This window comes from Cryobacterium frigoriphilum (genome assembly GCF_004403305.1).
GTDB lineage: Bacteria > Actinomycetota > Actinomycetes > Actinomycetales > Microbacteriaceae > Cryobacterium > Cryobacterium frigoriphilum.
On the sequence record NZ_SOHE01000069.1, the window covers coordinates 53394 to 69642 of the forward strand.

Annotated in this window: 19 protein-coding genes; 15 read left to right on the forward strand and 4 right to left on the reverse strand. The window is 62.7% G+C overall.

Going from position 1 to position 16249, the window contains the following annotated elements; genetic code table 11:
* Positions 1 to 2: 2 nt before the first annotated feature.
* From E3T55_RS16150 to E3T55_RS16170, 5 genes are read left to right on the forward strand one after another with little or no spacing between them, the layout of a single operon-like run.
* Positions 3 to 1178, forward strand: a complete 1176-nt coding sequence (locus tag E3T55_RS16150) for a fumarylacetoacetate hydrolase family protein (protein WP_134520581.1) — start codon at positions 3 to 5, stop codon at positions 1176 to 1178.
* A gap of 35 nt (positions 1179 to 1213) precedes the next feature.
* Positions 1214 to 2740 (forward strand): aldehyde dehydrogenase (NADP(+)), encoded by a 1527-nt coding sequence (locus E3T55_RS16155; RefSeq protein ID WP_134520582.1) that lies wholly within the window; start codon positions 1214 to 1216, stop codon positions 2738 to 2740.
* Between the two features lie 23 nt (positions 2741 to 2763).
* Positions 2764 to 3636, forward strand: coding sequence for a fumarylacetoacetate hydrolase family protein (locus E3T55_RS16160; protein ID WP_134520583.1), 873 nt, complete (start codon positions 2764 to 2766; stop codon positions 3634 to 3636).
* Positions 3626 to 4399 (forward strand): SDR family NAD(P)-dependent oxidoreductase, encoded by a 774-nt coding sequence (locus E3T55_RS16165; RefSeq protein ID WP_134520584.1) that lies wholly within the window; start codon positions 3626 to 3628, stop codon positions 4397 to 4399. Before E3T55_RS16160 ends, E3T55_RS16165 begins: the two co-directional genes overlap by 11 nt.
* A gap of 16 nt (positions 4400 to 4415) precedes the next feature.
* Positions 4416 to 5186, forward strand: coding sequence for an SDR family NAD(P)-dependent oxidoreductase (locus E3T55_RS16170; RefSeq protein WP_134520585.1), 771 nt, complete (start codon positions 4416 to 4418; stop codon positions 5184 to 5186).
* 62 nt (positions 5187 to 5248) lie between these two features.
* Here the strand turns inward: E3T55_RS16170 and E3T55_RS16175 are convergent, their stop codons facing one another.
* Entirely contained in the window at positions 5249 to 6022 is a 774-nt protein-coding gene (locus E3T55_RS16175) for an IclR family transcriptional regulator (RefSeq protein ID WP_134520586.1), read from the reverse strand.
* Between the two features lie 146 nt (positions 6023 to 6168).
* Between E3T55_RS16175 and E3T55_RS16180 the strand changes: the two genes are divergently transcribed.
* The 9 genes from E3T55_RS16180 to E3T55_RS16220 all read left to right on the forward strand — a co-directional run bounded on the left by E3T55_RS16180 (position 6169) and on the right by E3T55_RS16220 (position 13061).
* Positions 6169 to 7017 carry a transporter substrate-binding domain-containing protein gene (locus E3T55_RS16180; protein WP_134520587.1) on the forward strand — a complete coding sequence of 283 codons (849 nt, stop codon included), beginning with the start codon at positions 6169 to 6171 and terminating at the stop codon, positions 7015 to 7017.
* Between the two features lie 3 nt (positions 7018 to 7020).
* Entirely contained in the window at positions 7021 to 7674 is a 654-nt protein-coding gene (locus E3T55_RS16185; RefSeq protein ID WP_134520588.1) for an amino acid ABC transporter permease, read from the forward strand.
* A 10-nt stretch (positions 7675 to 7684) separates the two neighbouring features.
* Positions 7685 to 8323, forward strand: a complete 639-nt coding sequence (locus E3T55_RS16190; protein ID WP_134520589.1) for an amino acid ABC transporter permease — start codon at positions 7685 to 7687, stop codon at positions 8321 to 8323.
* 73 nt (positions 8324 to 8396) lie between these two features.
* Positions 8397 to 9122, forward strand: coding sequence for an amino acid ABC transporter ATP-binding protein (locus E3T55_RS16195; protein WP_277613506.1), 726 nt, complete (start codon positions 8397 to 8399; stop codon positions 9120 to 9122).
* Complete coding sequence (locus E3T55_RS16200) at positions 9123 to 10175, forward strand: D-2-hydroxyacid dehydrogenase (protein ID WP_134520590.1); 1053 nt, start codon at positions 9123 to 9125, stop codon at positions 10173 to 10175. It begins immediately after the preceding gene.
* Entirely contained in the window at positions 10175 to 11023 is an 849-nt protein-coding gene (locus tag E3T55_RS16205) for a fumarylacetoacetate hydrolase family protein (RefSeq protein WP_134520591.1), read from the forward strand. Before E3T55_RS16200 ends, E3T55_RS16205 begins: the two co-directional genes overlap by 1 nt.
* Positions 11020 to 11745, forward strand: a complete 726-nt coding sequence (gene eda / locus E3T55_RS16210) for a bifunctional 4-hydroxy-2-oxoglutarate aldolase/2-dehydro-3-deoxy-phosphogluconate aldolase (RefSeq protein ID WP_134520592.1) — start codon at positions 11020 to 11022, stop codon at positions 11743 to 11745. Before E3T55_RS16205 ends, eda begins: the two co-directional genes overlap by 4 nt.
* A complete protein-coding gene (locus E3T55_RS16215) occupies positions 11742 to 12818 on the forward strand; it encodes a sugar kinase (protein WP_134520593.1) in 1077 nt (358 codons plus the stop codon). Before eda ends, E3T55_RS16215 begins: the two co-directional genes overlap by 4 nt.
* Positions 12819 to 12839: 21 nt before the next feature.
* Positions 12840 to 13061, forward strand: a complete 222-nt coding sequence (locus E3T55_RS16220; RefSeq protein ID WP_134520594.1) for a hypothetical protein — start codon at positions 12840 to 12842, stop codon at positions 13059 to 13061.
* A 251-nt stretch (positions 13062 to 13312) separates the two neighbouring features.
* Here the strand turns inward: E3T55_RS16220 and E3T55_RS16225 are convergent, their stop codons facing one another.
* On the reverse strand, positions 13313 to 13543 hold the full coding sequence (locus tag E3T55_RS16225; RefSeq protein WP_134520595.1) for a hypothetical protein: 231 nt from the start codon (positions 13541 to 13543) through the stop codon (positions 13313 to 13315).
* Between E3T55_RS16225 and E3T55_RS16230 the strand changes: the two genes are divergently transcribed.
* Positions 13535 to 14062 carry a hypothetical protein gene (locus tag E3T55_RS16230; RefSeq protein ID WP_134520596.1) on the forward strand — a complete coding sequence of 176 codons (528 nt, stop codon included), beginning with the start codon at positions 13535 to 13537 and terminating at the stop codon, positions 14060 to 14062. The two genes, E3T55_RS16225 and E3T55_RS16230, sit on opposite strands and share 9 nt — an antisense overlap.
* Positions 14063 to 14160: 98 nt before the next feature.
* Here E3T55_RS16230 and E3T55_RS16235 read toward each other — a convergent pair whose 3' ends face one another.
* Both E3T55_RS16235 and E3T55_RS16240 read right to left on the reverse strand, forming a co-directional pair.
* Positions 14161 to 14628, reverse strand: a complete 468-nt coding sequence (locus tag E3T55_RS16235) for a hypothetical protein (protein WP_134520597.1) — start codon at positions 14626 to 14628, stop codon at positions 14161 to 14163.
* A 570-nt stretch (positions 14629 to 15198) separates the two neighbouring features.
* Positions 15199 to 15906, reverse strand: a complete 708-nt coding sequence (locus tag E3T55_RS16240; RefSeq protein ID WP_134520598.1) for a hypothetical protein — start codon at positions 15904 to 15906, stop codon at positions 15199 to 15201.
* Positions 15907 to 16249 lie beyond the last annotated feature (343 nt).

The window sequence follows — 16249 nt, forward strand, 5'->3', positions numbered from 1 at the left end:
GCATGAGTTCCGTGCGAACGGTTTCGGCAGTCTTGCCGGAGGATCCTACCGCCCGTCTCATTGGTCGAGTCGCAGTGCGAGGCGAGGCGCCACTCCCGGTCTTGCTCTACGAGAACGTGGTCTATGATCTGCAGTCGCTCTCCCCGACGGTGGCTGGCCTGTTGGATCGCACAGACTTCTATGATTTGATTCGCGACACAAGCAGGCTGACGTACCTTTGCGGGATCGAGAGCTTGGGCAGTGAGGATGGAGCCTCGGGAGAATTTACTCTGCTAAGCCCTATCGACCTGCAAGTGGTGAAAGCCTGCGGCGTGACCTTCGTCGAGAGCATGCTTGAGCGCCTGGTCGAGGAACGAAGCCATGGCGACCCGGCTAGAGCTGAGAAATTCAGGATGGAACTTTCGAGCGGAAGCTTAGGCGGGGAAACGCGCAAGCTCTCTGAGATTAAGGCCGGTTCCCCGGAAGCACTGGCCATTCGTAAACGTCTGATGGAGCAGGGACTATGGTCGCAATATCTCGAAGTTGGCCTTGGTCCGGATCCTGAAGTATTCACGAAAGCTCCGATCCTTTCCTCGGTAGGGACGCTGAGTACCATCGGTGTTTCGCGGATGTCGAACTGGAGCAACCCGGAACCGGAACTCGTCCTCGTGATCACGTCTCAGGGTGAGATTGTGGGTGCGACTCTCGGCAACGACGTCAATCTGAGAGACGTTGAAGGACGTAGTGCACTACTGCTCGGACGCGCCAAAGACAATAACCGCTCGACAGCGATCGGCCCTTTCATCAGGCTGTTTGATGAGACATTCACGTTGAATGACGCTCGTGCGATGCAGATTGACCTCTCAGTGAAGGGTTCGGACGGTTTCGAACTTCAGGGATCCAATACGGTAAGCCGAATCAGCCGCCCGTTCGAAGAACTCGTTGAGGCAACCTGGGGCGATCATCACCAGTATCCGGATGGATTCGTCTTGTTCACGGGAACGCTCTTCGCGCCCACTGACGATCGAGATGAAGCCGGTGCCGGCTTCACGCACCACATGGGTGACATTGTGACAATCAAATCCAAAGAACTAGGGGCGTTGGTAAATACCGTCAAACAATCTGAGAACGCGTCTCCGTGGAAATACGGTGTCGGTGACCTGCTCAGAGACTTGCTCAAACGGCATCAGCAGAATTGATTTCTCGTCACCATCCGATTCAGAAAGGTTCCTCCATGACCAGTCTCACTCCTCAAATTGAATCCGTTGTCGCAGCCGCATCGGCGTCGGCTCGAACGTATGCTGCTACGTCACCGGCAGATCGTGCGCGAGCCCTTGGCCTGCTCGCTGATGCGTTGGATGCCGCCACGCCGGAACTCGTCGTCATAGCGATGCGCGAGACTGGACTCTCATCAGCACGTCTCAACGGTGAGGCCAAGCGCACCGCGGTTCAGTTGCGCCTCTTCGCGGAAACCGTTGTGAACGGGAGCTATTGTGGCGTCCGGATTGACCACGCCGATCCCGAGTTCGTGCTTGGGCCCCGTCCTGACCTGCGCCGTACGCACGTTCCTCTCGGGCCGGTCTTAAACTTCTCAGCCTCCAATTTTCCATTTGCATTCTCTGTCCTGGGGGGAGACACCGCCGCCATCTTGGCGGCAGGCTGCCCCGTCATCGTCAAGGCCCACTCTGGGCACCCTGAATTGAGCGATGCCACTGGCGAGCTTGCTCGAGATGTACTGAGAAAAATGGGTTTGCCTGATGGGATCTTTCAGGTCATCCATGGGCGTGAGGCTGGTGTCGCAGTGCTCAAGGATTCTCGCGTTAAGGCTGGGTCCTTCACCGGTTCAATCCGAGTCGGGCGACAACTCGCTGATATATCTGCGGCGCGGCCTACCCCGATCCCGTTCTTCGGTGAGTTGGGAAGCGTCAATCCTGTTTTCATCACTGGCGATGCTGTTGCTGAACGCGGTTCCGAGATCGCTGCTGGTTACCTTGCGAGTGTTGCCGGGTCCGCGGGCCAACTGTGCACCAAACCTGGATTCGTGTTCGTGCAGGAGGGTGCCGATTTGGTCGTCGCAGTGCGATCGGCTGCGTTGTCCCTAGATATGGCTGAGCACAGACTGCTTGATCGTCGCATTGCGGAAAACTACGCCGTGCGTCGTGAAGCGATCCTGGCGTCTCGGGGGGTGACGCCGACCATCGTAGGTAGTGTCCGCTTCGATGCGGACGGTCAGGGCTGGGTAACTCCGACGGTAGTATCCGTTTCGCTCAACGACTTTCGATTCGGATATGACGTGCTGGCTGAGGAAGCTTTCGGCCCCCTTTCCATCATCGTGGAAATGCCGTTTGGCACCGACCTCGCAGCGCTGCTCCCCGAGTTCTATGAGGGCAACTTGGCCGGGACGCTTCACCTTTCACGTGCTGAAGCCACAGGGGAGACCGAGAACGCCGACGAACTGCAGGCGCTCGTAGCCCAGCTCGCACAACAGGTTGGTCGAGTCCTGTTCAACGGCTGGCCAACAGGCGTGGCAGTCACCCCGGCACAACAGCATGGAGGCCCATGGCCGGCCACGACGAATGATTCGAGCACTTCAGTGGGGACAGCTGCAATTAGTCGATTTCTCCGTCCCGTCGCGTTTCAAGATGCGCCTGCGGCCTTTCTACCGGCATCGCTACGCGACGAGAATCCCTTGCGCGTGCCGCAGGCCCTCGCGCCCGCGGGCCGTTCTACTGCCTGGGGAACTCGGCTCGGTGTGATCTAACAGAAGTGAAAGGACATAGACAAGTGAAGTACGCACAGCTCGGAACTCGAGGTTCCGAAATTCCCGTCGTCATGCATGATGGAAAAGTCTACGATTTGCGGTCTATCACAGACCAAATCGATGGTGTCTTCCTTCAAGGGGGCATCGAGACAGTCGCTGATCTTCTCGCGGCCGACGAGCTTCCCCTGCTTCACGGGGCAGATTCGCTCCGGGTCGGATCCCCGATTGCTCGTCCGAGCGCCATTATCTGCATCGGAATGAACTATGCAGCACATGCGGCAGAAGCCGGTTCGGCACCCCCTGAACACATGGTGATCTTCAATAAGCACCCCAACACCCTCTCCGGGCCGAACGACGACGTGGTCATTCCTCCCGGAAGTGTGAAAACGGACTGGGAAGTCGAGCTAGGCCTAGTTGTCGGCAAGCCAGCATCGCGGCTTGCAAGCCCAGAGGTCAGCCTTGACCATATTGCAGGGTTCGTGACTGTCAACGACCTTTCTGAACGTGCTTGGCAGCTGGAACTGTCGGGCGCACAGTGGGGCAAGGGCAAATCTGCGCCAGGTTTCGCGCCAGTGGGACCGTGGCTCGTCACTACCGACTGCATCGATGCCTCGAATCTTCGGTTGCGAAGTTGGGTGAATGGGGAGCCGCGCCAGGACTCGAAGACGTCGGATATGATTTTCGATCCTTCGCATATCGTGTGGGAGCTGAGCCAGTACATGAACCTCGAGCCGGGAGACCTTATCCTCACCGGGACACCTGAAGGCGTTGCCCTGTCCGGAAAGTTTGCCTTTATTCAGGATGGCGACGTCGTCGAGATAGAAGTCGAAGGACTGGGGAAGCAGAAGCAGATGTATGTGCCATTCACTACCAAAGGAGTCGAATATGCAGTCTGAAGAGTTCACCGGGCTGAATGCCCTAGTCACCGGTGGTGCCTCCGGTCTGGGCCTTGCTATTTCGCGGCGACTGCGCAGCGGAGGCGCAAAAGTGGCTGTACTCGACATCAATCCTCCGGGCGACGCAGAAGGCCTGTTCTTCGTCTCGGCGAATATTGGAGATACTGATGCCGTCAACGATGCTGTGCGAAATGTCGAACTATCTTTCGGGGGCATAGACATCGTGGTGAACAACGCTGCTATCGGTGCTAAAGGCACGGTTGAAGACAATGGAGACGATGAATGGCATGAAGTATTCAATGTAAACGTGCTTGGCGCCGTGCGGGTGACGCGGGCCGCTCTTCCGCTGTTGCGTCGGTCGGCTCGGCCCGCAGTGGTGAATATCTGCTCTGTGGCCGCGAGTGTTGGGCTGAGCGAACGGGCACTCTATGGAGCTACGAAAGGGGCCTTGTCGTCATTGACTCTGCAGATGGCGGCAGATCATCTTCATGAAGGAATTCGGTTCAATTCCGTCGAGCCCGGAACGGCAGACACCCCATGGGTTCAACGTCTCCTGAGTGCTGCGGAAGATCCAGTGCTCGAGAGGAAGATCCTGGAGTCGCGACAGCCCCATGGGCGTCTCGTCTCGCCGGAGGAGGTTGCTGAGGCCGTCGCGTACCTAGCCAGTCCCCGTGCTCTATCCACAACTGGCACATCGCTCACTGTCGACGGCGGACTGACCAGCCTTCGGTTACCAGCCACTGAACCTCTCACGCGAGCCTAGAGAGAATCCAGCAATTATGTCGATCGAGATTCCACAAACTCCAGGATTCGATCTGCGTGGAAAGCGAGCTCTCGTGGTTGGAGCCAGCCGCGGGATTGGCCTCGCGGCGGCAGCGGCCTTGGCGCAGGCAGGAGCTGAGGTCTTCGCCGCGGCACGATCGCTTGAGGATCTGGAAGAGCTCTGTCACGGCCTGCGCGAGCACGGGCACCAAGCCTATGCAGTGGAGGTTGATGCCACTGATTCGGAGGCGATCGATACTCTGTTCGCTGCGCACGGCCCATTCCACATCGTGGTGAACAGCGTGGGTTCCAATCGACTCGCTCCACTCGTCGATGTAACAAACGCTGACCTAGATGCGATGCTTGAACTGAACGTGAAAACTGCTTTCTACATTGCACGCGCGGCTGTTCGCACGATGCGGGCCGCAGGTCTCCCGGGTTCCATTGTTACAATCTCATCGCAGATGGGGCTTGTCGGAAATGTTGACCGCAGCGTGTACTCCGCCACGAAGCATGCCCTCGAGGGTATGACCAAGTCCTTGGCGTGGGAGGCAGGGATATATGGTATCCGCGCGAACACTGTATGCCCGACTTTTATTGAAACGTCGCTGTCCGCTCCGATTCTGGCGCGTTCCGGTGTGCGTAGATGGGCTGAGTCGCAAACGGCCTTCGGCCGTATCGGCAGGATAGAGGAAATCATGGGGCCGATCGTGTTCTTGGCGAGCGATGCCTCGTCGCTGGTCACGGGTGCTGCGTTGGCAGTTGACGCTGGGTGGACCGCGCGGTAGAAACCGAAGCAGCCTTTCCCGACTGCAGCAGCTGGCAGGCTATCCGGAGGCGTTGTCGAGGACTACCGCAGGGCCATCACCGTTGAGAGCGATCGGGCCGCCTCTTCGAGCTGCGGCAGCTGGTTTTCAAGGTTGATGATGCTGGTGCGGAAGGCCGGGGCGGCGATCGCGACGGCCGCCACGACCTGTTGGTTCACAAAGACGGGTACGCTGATGGCGCGAATGCCGGCCTCATGCTCTTCGTCGGCGACGGCATAGCCTTGTGCGCGCACGGCGTCGATCTCGGCGCGAAAGGCCGCGCGGTCAGTGATGGTGTTCGCCGTGAAGCTGTCGAGGGCGAGCGTCTCGGTCAGGCGTGCACGGACGGCGTCGGGGGAGAAGGCGATGAGCACTTTGCCGACGGCGGCGCAGTGCAGGGGGCCGTGGGTTCCCGGTTCGCCGACGACGCGTACCTGCTGGGGCCCCTGAACCGTATGCACGTAGAGCTGTTGGTTTCCGTCGAGCACGGCCAAGAGCGTGGCCTCGTGGCTGAGGGCTGAGACCCCTTCCAGAATGGGGCGGGTCATGCCCGAAAAGCCGTACGCGACCGACACGGTCTGGGCGAGCTGGAAGATGCGCAGCCCCACGGTGTACAGCCGGCTGCTCTGCTCGAACTTGGCGTAGCCTTCGCGCACCAGGGTGCCGAGCAGGCGGTGTGCGGTGCTGAGAGGAAAGCCGGATTGCCGGGCCAAGGCCGATGCGGCAATGCCGTGCGGGTGGTCCCCGAGCAGGGTCAACAGCGACAGCGCCTTGCCGACCATGTCGCGAGCCGGAGCCTCTGCTGGTGTGTCGGGCATGTGTCCTGAACCTCTCGGTGCTGTCTGGTGTGTGGCGGTGTGTTGCGGCCTGAGCCTACGGGGTTTCGCTCTATCGAAGAGAGGATGCTATATTCTCACATAGTAAGAAGTGCTCCCGCAATATGGGAGCATCCGGGTAGATACCAATGAAGCTAACTCTGGAGATCGTGCACATGCGTCGATTGAATCCCAAACTCGTCCTCATCCCCGTGCTGGCCGGCGCGCTGTTGCTGACCGGGTGCACGTCACCCGGGAATAGTGCTGGCGGCGCTTCCGCCTCCGGTAGCCAGCTGGACAAGGTGATCGAAAGCGGCACCGTTCGAGTGGCCGTGCTGCCGGACTACCCGCCGTGGAGTGTGCAGACCCCGGATGGCGACTTCGAGGGTTACGACATCGACATCGCCGAGAAGCTCGCCGAAGCCCTCGGGGTCGAACTCGAGCTGGTGAGCACGGATGGCACCAGCCGGTTGCCGCTGCTGACCTCTGACCGGGTCGACGTCAACATCTCCGAATGGACCGCCACCGACGAACGCGCCAAGGAGGCCGGCTTCACCATCCCTTACGTCGCCCACGGCGCCGGGGTGCTGTTCAATGTCGACAACCCCATCGCCAGCTTTGACGAGCTCGCCGGCAAGACCGTCTCGGTCGCCCGGGGCAGCACCAACGACTCGATCATGACCAAGAACTTTCCCGACACGTCGGTCGAGCGCTTCGAGACCATCGCCGACGCCATGGCCGCGCTGCAGGCCGGTAAGGTCGATGCCCTCGTCGAGGGCGACTCCACCGTGGCCCAGATGGCGGAGGACGACCCGAGCTACAGCGTCGTCGAGGGCCCCTCGTTGTTCCCCGCCCTGGTGTCGATGGGCACGTTGAAAGAGGATCAGGTCTGGATCAACTACCTGAACAACTTCATCCGCAACCTGAACGCCTCGGGCACGAACCAGGAACTGTTCCAGAAGTGGGGCAACGCAGACCTGCCCGACATCGTCGGTTAGGTCATGACCCTCTACTTCGGCGACATTCTGCCGTACCTACCCGTGATGCTCGAAGCCCTGTGGGTGAGCATCTACGTCACGCTGATCAGCTTCGCGGCGGGTGGCGTGCTCGGTATCTTCATCTACCTCGCGAAGGCGAGCCGGTTCCGGTCGCTGAAGCTGATCAGCAACGGCTACATCGAAGTGATTCGCAACACCCCGTTGCTGGTGCAGCTGTACCTGATCTACTTCGGGCTCGGCTCGATCGGCATCAACTTCAACCCGCTGTGGTCGGTGTTGATCGGCATGACGCTGAACAATTCCGCCTACACGGCCGAGATCTTTCGGGCCGGCATCAGTGCCGTGCCGAAGGGCCTGCGCGAAGCCGGCACCGCCCTGGGCATGCCGTTTCACCAGACCTTTCGCTACGTGATTCTCAAACCGGGAATTCGCAACGTGCTGCCGGCCCTGACCAACCAGTTCATCGTGCTGTTCCTGTTCTCCTCGATCGGGTCGGTCATCGCGCTCGGCGAGCTGACCTCCACGTTGCAGAACCTAAACTCCCAAACCCTGCGCACGCTGGAGATCTTCTCGGTCGGCGCACTGCTTTACTTCCTCACTTCGGCAGCAATTGCTGTGGCGTCCCGCATCACCGAGAGGCTGGCATTCAGATGGTAGGGCAGCGCTGATGGACTTCATCGAATATCTCCCGCCCCTGCTGCGCGGCGCCGGACTCACCCTGGTCATCTGCATCGCCGCCGGAGTGCTCGGCAGCCTGATCGGGGTCGTGCTCGGCACCGCCAAGGCGTCACCGAACTGGATCGCCCGCTTCGTCGCGTCGATTTACATCAACTTCATTCGCGGCGTGCCGATTCTGATCATCCTCCTGTTCACCTACTTCGCCCTGCCGCTGCTGCTGCCCGCGCTCACCTTTTCGCGCGGCTTCACGGCGGTCGTCGGACTCTCCGTCTATGCGGGGGCCTACATGGCCGAAATCGTGCGTGGCGGAATCCAGGCCGTACCGAAGGGACAATCCGAGGCGGCCGAGGCGCTGGGCATGCACTATTTCGCCCGCTTGCGCTTCGTGATCTTTCCGCAGGCGATGAAGATCGCGGTGCCGCCGGGCATCGGATTTTTGATCGCGCTGGTGAAGGCATCCTCTCTCGTCTCGGTGATCGGCTTCGTCGACCTCACCCGCGCGGGGCGAATCGTCACGACTCTCAACCAGGAGCCGTTGCTGACCTTCTTGATCGTAGGTGCGCTCTACTTCGTCATCTCCTACCCCATCTCGCTGCTCGGAACCTGGTACGAACGGAAGCTGGCATGACCGCAGCGCCCGTTGCCCACGTTGTCCTGGTGTCAGCAGTTTCAGTTGTCTTACCCTCCGAACGGAGCTCAGCATGATCATCACGGTCGAAGGCCTGCACAAAAGTTTCGGAAAGTTGGAGGTGCTCAAGGGCATCGACTGCGAGGTCTCGGTCGGCGAGGTTCTCTGCGTGATCGGGCCGTCGGGGTCCGGCAAGAGCACCTTTTTGCGGTGCCTGAACTTTCTCGAGTCGTTCACCGAGGGGCAGGTCACCATCGGTGGCCACAATCTGACCGGACCCAAGACGAACCTCAACGCGGTGCGCCGCGACGTGGGCATGGTCTTTCAAGGCTTCAACGTGTTTCCGCACATGAAGGTGATCGACAACATCATGCTGGCCCCCATGAAGGTCGGCAAAGTCAGCCGCACCGAGGCGCGCACCCGCGGCATGGCCCTGCTCGAGAAGGTCGGCCTCACCAATAAAGCGGATGTCTACCCCAGCACCCTCTCCGGCGGCCAGATGCAGCGGGTCGCCATCGCCCGAGCCCTGGCCATGGAACCCACCGTCATGCTCTTCGACGAGCCCACCTCGGCGCTCGACCCGGAAACCGTCGGCGATGTGCTGGACGTCATGAAGACGCTCGCCGAGGAGGGGATGACCATGGTGGTCGTCACCCACGAGATGGGTTTCGCCCGCGAAGTCGCCGACCGGGTGCTGTTCATGGACGCCGGTGTCATCGTGGAGGAGGGCACCCCCGCCCAGATCTTCGAATCGCCTCAGCACGTGCGCACGCAGACGTTCCTCAGTAAGTTGCTCTGAATGAGCGCCTCGCGGTTGCGCGTCGTGATGGCCACGCCGCTCGATCAAGAGCTGTGCGACCTGATCGTCGCGCTCGAACCACGGATCGACCTGGTGTGGGAGCCGAGCCTGCTGCCGGTCAGCCGGTTTGCCACGGACTACCGGGGGGACCCCGATTTTCGGCGCACGCCCGATCAACAACACCGCTACGAGAGCCTGATCGATTCGGCCGATGCGCTCTACGGCATCCCCGACCTCAACGCGACGGCGCTGCACCGCACCGTCAACGCGAACCCGAGCCTGCGCTGGGTGCAGACCATGGCGGCCGGCGGCGGCGGCCAGGTGAAGGCTGCCGCGCTGTCGATCGACGATTTGCAGCGGGTGCGCTTCACGACCTCGGCCGGAGTGCACGGCCGCCCGCTGGCCGAATTCGCCCTGTTCGGGCTGCTCGCCGGTGCCAAAATGCTGCCCGCGCTGCAGGCCCAGCAGCGCAACCATGACTGGCCGGCCCGCCGCGAGATGCACCACCTCGCCGAGCAGACGATTCTGGTGCTCGGCACCGGGGGCATCGGCCGTGAGGTGATTCGCCTGCTGGGCGCCTTCGGCGTTCGCGTGCTGGCCACGAGCCGGCAGGCCACGGCGATCGACGGTGTCGACGAGGTCGTGCACCCCGACGACCTCGCCGGGGTGCTGCCCGAGGTCGACGGCCTGGTGGTCACCCTGCCCGGCACCGATGCCACCGCCGGCCTTGTCGGTGAGACCCTGCTCGCTGCCATCAAGCCCGGTGCGACCCTGGTCAACGTGGGGCGCGGATCCGTGGTGGACGAGCGTGCGCTGCTCGCCGCACTGGGGCGCGGCCAGATCGGTTACGCCGCGCTGGACGTTTTTGAACACGAACCACTGGCCGATTCCAGCCCGTTGTGGGACCTGCCCAATGTGCTCGTCAGCCCGCACACGGCGGCGCTGACCGCCGCCGAACCGCGGCTGATCGCCGAACTCTTCGCCCGAAATGCCGGCCATCTGCTCGACGGACAACCGATGCTCAACCTCGTCGACACCGTGGAGTTCTACTGATGCCGTCAACCGCGGGACCGTCCGTGGTGGCCGTTCCGACCCGTCTCGCCCGCATCCGCACTGCCGAGGGCCCGCGCGCGGTGACCTGGCAGGGTGATCAGTGGTGCGGCATCCGCGACCCGTTCGCGCGCGTGCCGGAGCTGACCGGCCGCACCTATGGCACCCAGGTGACGCTGCTGGCGCCGTGCGAGCCGCGAGTCATCGTGGGAATGGCCCACAACGGCCCCGGTGATCGAGGGATGCCGCCGCAGGCGTTTCTGAAATCGGCCCGCACCGCGGTGGGCCCGCAGGCCGCGATCATGCTGGATTCGCGGGTCGGCGCCGTCAACGTCGAGGGGGAACTTGCCGTGGTGCTCGGTCGCACCGCGCGGTGCCTGCGGCCCGACGAGGTCAGCGACGTCATTCTCGGCTACACGATCGGGAACGACGTGACCGCGATCGATCAGGTCGCACTCGATGAAAAAATGACCCAGGTCAAAAACGGCGATGGGTTCACTCCGCTCGGTCCGTGGATCACGACCGCGCTCGACTGGCGGGCGGTGAGCATCGATGTCTCGGTGAACGGCCTCGTGCGCGCCCAAGGGACCACAGCGGATCTGGCGTACAACGTGATCGAACAGCTCGTCTACCTGAGTTCGATCATGACCCTCGGGGCCGGCGACGTCGTGCTGATGGGGGCGCCGCACACCTCGGCGATCGTCGAGCCTGGCGATGAGGTGGCGATCAGCCTCGGCGGGCTCGGCACGTTGCACAACCCCGTCGCCGCGTTGGCCGGCGACTGGACGTCACAGAACGAGAACGAGAACACGAACGAGAACACGATACGAACAGATCGGGAGTACGCATGAGCCTCACACCTATATATAGGAACGCCGTTGCCTCTGGCGTGGCCGGCCCAAGCGGTGGCACCGCCGAGGATGGGGTGCTGGCCCGGCTGCAGCGCGTCGGCATCGTTCCCGTGCTGGTCGCCGATGACGTCTCCGGTGCCGGCGACCTGGCCGATGCTCTCGTGAGCGGGGGTTTGCCGGTGGCCGAAGTGACCCTGCGCACCGCTGCCGGGCTGGACACCATTCGGCGCATGGCCGCCCGCGGGGACATGCTCGTCGGCGCCGGGACGGTCTTGACCGCCGACCAGGTCGACCAGGTCGTCGACGCCGGAGCGTCTTTCGTGGTCAGCCCCGGCTTCAGCCTCGAGGTCGTTGAGCGATGCCACCGTCACGGCGTGAGCGTGGTACCGGGCGTCGCGACGGCGACGGAAGTGCAGGCCGCCGTCGCCGCGGGCCTGAGCCACGTCAAATTCTTCCCGGCCGGCAAGCTCGGCGGGCGCCCGATGATCGAGACCTTTGCGGAACCGTTTGCCGGGGTGCGCTTCATGCCGAGCGGCGGGGTGAGCGCCGCGAACGTCGCCGACTACCTCGCGAGCCCGGCGATCTTCGCCGCGGGCGGCAGCTGGATGGCGTCGAAGTCGCTCATTGCCGAGAAGCGCTTTGACGACATTGCCCGGCTGAGCCGGGAAGCGAGCGCACTGGTGCGGGGCTCGGCCGGGGCGGGGTCGGAGGTGGCGCGATGAGTGCGGGGGTGCGGCCGGGAGTGCGGCCGGTGATGCGGCCGGCCGCGGACTGCCGGTTCGACGTCGTCTCGCTCGGTGAGGTGATGCTGCGATTGGATCCGGGGGAGAACCGCATTCGCAGCGCTCGTAATTTTTCGGTCTGGGAGGGCGGCGGTGAGTACAACGCGGCCCGGGGGCTGTCGCGCACCTTCGGCCTGCGCACGGCCGTCGCGACCTCCCTGGTCGACAACGAGATCGGCCGGCTGACCGAAAACCTCATTCTGGCCGGCGGTGTCGATGCGTCGCTGATCGTGTGGCGTGATTTCGACGGCGTGGGCCGCGAGGCACGCAATGCGCTCAATTTCACCGAGCGCGGGTTCGGCCTGCGCGGGGCGATGGGAGTCTCCGATCGTGGCCACAGCGCCGCATCCCTGCTGCAGCCGGAGGAGATTGATTGGGATCATCTCTTTGGCACCCTGGGGGTGCGGTGGCTGCACACCGGCGGAATCTTCGCCGGTCTGTCGGAGTCGACGGCGCAGACCGCGATCGCGGCGATGACCGCGGCACGAAAATACGGCACCGTCGTATCCGTCGATCTGAACTATCGTCCGAGTCTGTGGCGCGGTGAGGCTGCGCGGGCTCGGGCCCGTGAGGTCTTCACCTCGCTGGCGGAGCACGCTGACGTGCTGGTCGGCGGCACGACCGATTTCGTGGATCGGCTCGGTGTGGAGTCTGGGCAGCTCGACGGGGTTCTGGCCCGCTTCCCGAACCTGTGGCTGGTCGCCTCGACGCGGCGCACCGTGCACTCGGCGAACGTCAACGACTGGAGTGTGGTGGCGCAAGCCCGCACCGAGCGGGCGCTCACGTCGACGCAGTACGACCGGCTGGAGATTATGGACCGGGTGGGTGGCGGCGACGGTTTCGTCGCCGGGCTGGTCTACGGGCTGCTGGAGGGACACGATCTGGCGAGTGCCGTCGAGTACGGAGCCGCCCACGGTGCTCTGGCGATGACGACGCCCGGTGACAACTCGATGGCCACGCGCGCCGAGGTCGAGGCGCTGGTTGGCGGGAACGGTTCCCACGTGCAGCGCTAACACAGCGTTCACTTCACCCGGATGGATGATCTGGCCCGCCAGCTGGCCGTCGCCCGCGGCGACGGGATCGGGCATCAGAATATGCTCAGCAAGCTCGGTGATGTTAATTTGACGATCATCGACGACTTTCTGATGGTGGCATCGACCCCAACGCAGCCACCTTTCTCTTCTCGATTCTGGCGAACCATGCTCACCGGTGCCGACGATTATCGTCAGCGAATCCGGGCCGGGCTACTGGGTTGAGGCCCTACCCGACCGGATCGCCGACGACTCCACCTTCAACCACCCGCCAGCCAAGCCCGTACTGTCAACCTCGGCGAGGTCGACATGCGACGCCGACGCAATTACGAAGCGAAGACCTCCCCGGACTCCTGGGAGTAACGTCCCGAACTTCCTCGAGAGGGCCTGGCCGGATTGGCGACATCGCCAGCCCAGCGAGTTCCACCTTCCCGGAACAGCAATACCAACAACGTGGCCCACTAGTAGCAAAACTACTATGCCCGAACGTTTACCAGGCGGAGCTCACGGCCAACGCGGCCGCGCGCCGTTTCAAGCGCCAGCTCAGCCACCGGGGCCTGCCGTCCAAGCAGCTGCACCTGGCCACCGTTGCCGAGCGCCGGGCCCACGATCGCGACGCGGATGCCTACTTCACCGACCCCGCGCTGCCCGAGCACCTGCGCCAATTCACCGTCTTCGCCGAGAGGCTGACGAAACTCATGCTCCACAACGGCACCCGCATGCTGGACTTTGCCACCGCGTACGTCGCCAAACGCGCGCGCATGGGCCTCCCACCGGTCTCGGCCGAGACCATCGCCTACGGCCGAGCCGTTGAACTAGTCACGCAGGGGATGCGCCGGGTCGACCTCCTAACAGGCCGCGACGTCGCCGCCGTGGTCAGGAGCACCCAGGCCGAGGTCCTGCGCATTGCACGGCAGCAGCAGTTCGACCAGATCGTGAAGAGCGTCATGGCGCATGGGGACCGCTACCAGGTGCGACTCGCCGGCGACGCGAAGATGGAGAACAAGGCCAGGGCACATCGAGGGAAGCCGCAGGTGCCGGCCGAGTCGTTGGTGGTGGAGATCGCGATGAAGCAAGTCAGCGAGAGCATGCCCACGAACCGACTGACCGTGGACGATGCACGCGGGGCCGCCCGCATCATCGGGCTCCACGTTTCGACAATGCCTGAAGCTCGCCACGTTTGGGCGGGGGCGCTAACTCAAGGGCGCTCACTCGGGGCCCGATAAAGGATCAACAGAGCTACGGCTCCCTGGCGCAATCGATCCCAGCAGCTTGGAATGCCAGATGGGCGGGGGAGTCAAGCCGGGCTAACCGCCTGTCGCGATCAGAAAGAGATTCCTCGTCGTGGCGTCTCATCAGGGAGGCCATCGAATCGGCGGTCAGACTCACATCTGGCCGCCAGAGGCTTGTTGCCGGGTGTTCGGCCAGGATTCGTCGGTGCGACCATGGGGTGCCAGGCGATTCGTCCTGAATGCCGTGATGCGGCATCCAGATCATTGTCGATAGACGTCAGGTGCTGGGCCGCGTCGCGCAGTGCCTCGGCGGCCCGGTCCGCGGATGCGGCGCCAGCCGCGCTGTCGCCCAAGTCAGTGAACGCCCGGTCGCGGTAGTCGAGATGAGCAGATGCGACCTGGTTGAGCACCTGACCCAGCGAACGGACAACCGCGATCACGTCGCCGAGCACATCGTAGGTTTGCGCTGGATCATCAAAGACGCGGGTCGCGTGTGCCAAAGTGCGCATCGATTCGCTCGCTGCGTCACCGATGGAGATGGGGTCCTGGAACGTGGGCATCGGTCCTCCTCGACGATTGGGTCTGCCCAAAAGGTGCGCTTTGTGATCCACCTCTCCAGATTCGTGCGCCGCCCCACAGGTGCCCGACTGACCGAGGCCGCCGAGTGACATCCGGCCGCTGAAGCCTTCCTCTGCCACGTCCGGATGCCGTTGTGCGCGGGCGCTGCCTCGACCACAACCCACTCGTCCTGGTTTGACGAGCTCGGAGAGTATTGACTAGGTCGTGGATGTCTCCCAGTCCTTTGCCGGTGGGTCATGGAGACGCTGCTATCGCTGCCACCGTCGAGGGGGAGGAATACGACGCGCTTGCCACTAGATATGGCGAGCGTGTGTGGCGCGCCTCTATCCGGCGACTGTCTGACCCTGAGTTGTTGGACCGTCACCAGATTCCTGGATGTAGGGTCCCGCTCTCACGCCCCAGTAGGACCTATGCCGTCGTTGCACGGCAAGCGGCTGTCAGGCCACGAGCCGGTTGTCCCTGACATCGGGAACCCGCGACTTGTCGTAAACACTCCAATACACCTAGGTAGGGCTGTAGCCTTCCAAAGGACACCAGTCGGGTCGATGCAGCTAGTCCTCTTCAATCCTTAGGATCGCGTCGGGTTTGCTTGCCAGTCGAACGATCCCCGATAGTTGCTGGATTTTCGTGCGGCCCGCAATTGGTCTGATACCGCGTCTACGCTTGATCGTCTTAGCCCCTTGCCACAAATGAGGCTCAGCCTGGGCCCTAGAAAGCCATCGACTGAAACGTACGCCGTCGTTACCGTTCATGATTTCGAGAGCCAATTCAGCTAACTTTAACGGTGTAGGGTCCGGCGCGCGATATTCTCGGCGCAGGTTCTCCGCTTCCGCATTCGCCTTGTTCGCTTGCGCATGAAGCTTGTGTGCCTCCGCAGTCTTTACGTCACCGCGCTTCCAGATGAGGCGCGCCGTGGCGAGCGCGGTAAACACGGACACGACCGACAAGGCGCCGACGAGGAGCTGTGGGCCAGCGACTACCAGCAGCTCGATTTCAGCATCGAATGGACTACCATAGCGAAGCGACCGAATGCGGAATCCCGTCGACGAAGCACTTTGGATGGCACGCGGCGCTGGGACTTTGACCCGGTAACTCTCCGGTTGTTCTCCCGCAAGATCACCGGCGACGTCTAGGAGATCTTCAAGATCCAACATCGACTGTCGGAGGGACGCGGGGGCAGCGCCGGACTCTTCAGCGAATCTGAGGCGCAATAACTCTGAGCGTACCTTCACTGTGTTTCCGGTGACGACGTAGGACATGCGATGAGCATAGAGCAATGAAGTCGCTGCTGAGTTGGCACTTTTTCAGCGTCCACGCAGCCGAGACCGTCGCTGACACCCATGGTCTTCTACATCTGCCAGCCGGCTGGCCGAGGCGACCGGGCGGACGGCCACATCCGCCGCGGCGGCGGCGTGCACACTTCGAGTCGTGGCGGTGCCCCACCGTTTACCCACCGAAATCAACCGCGGCGGACCCAAGAATGCCGACTATGATCGGAAACAGCGAACCGCTCGGTTGCCTGTGAAGACAAGGGAATCCGCGAGATTCCAGAACATTCGTTGACGTTCAGATTAAGGCCTGATCCTTCAGGGGGTCGCAGGT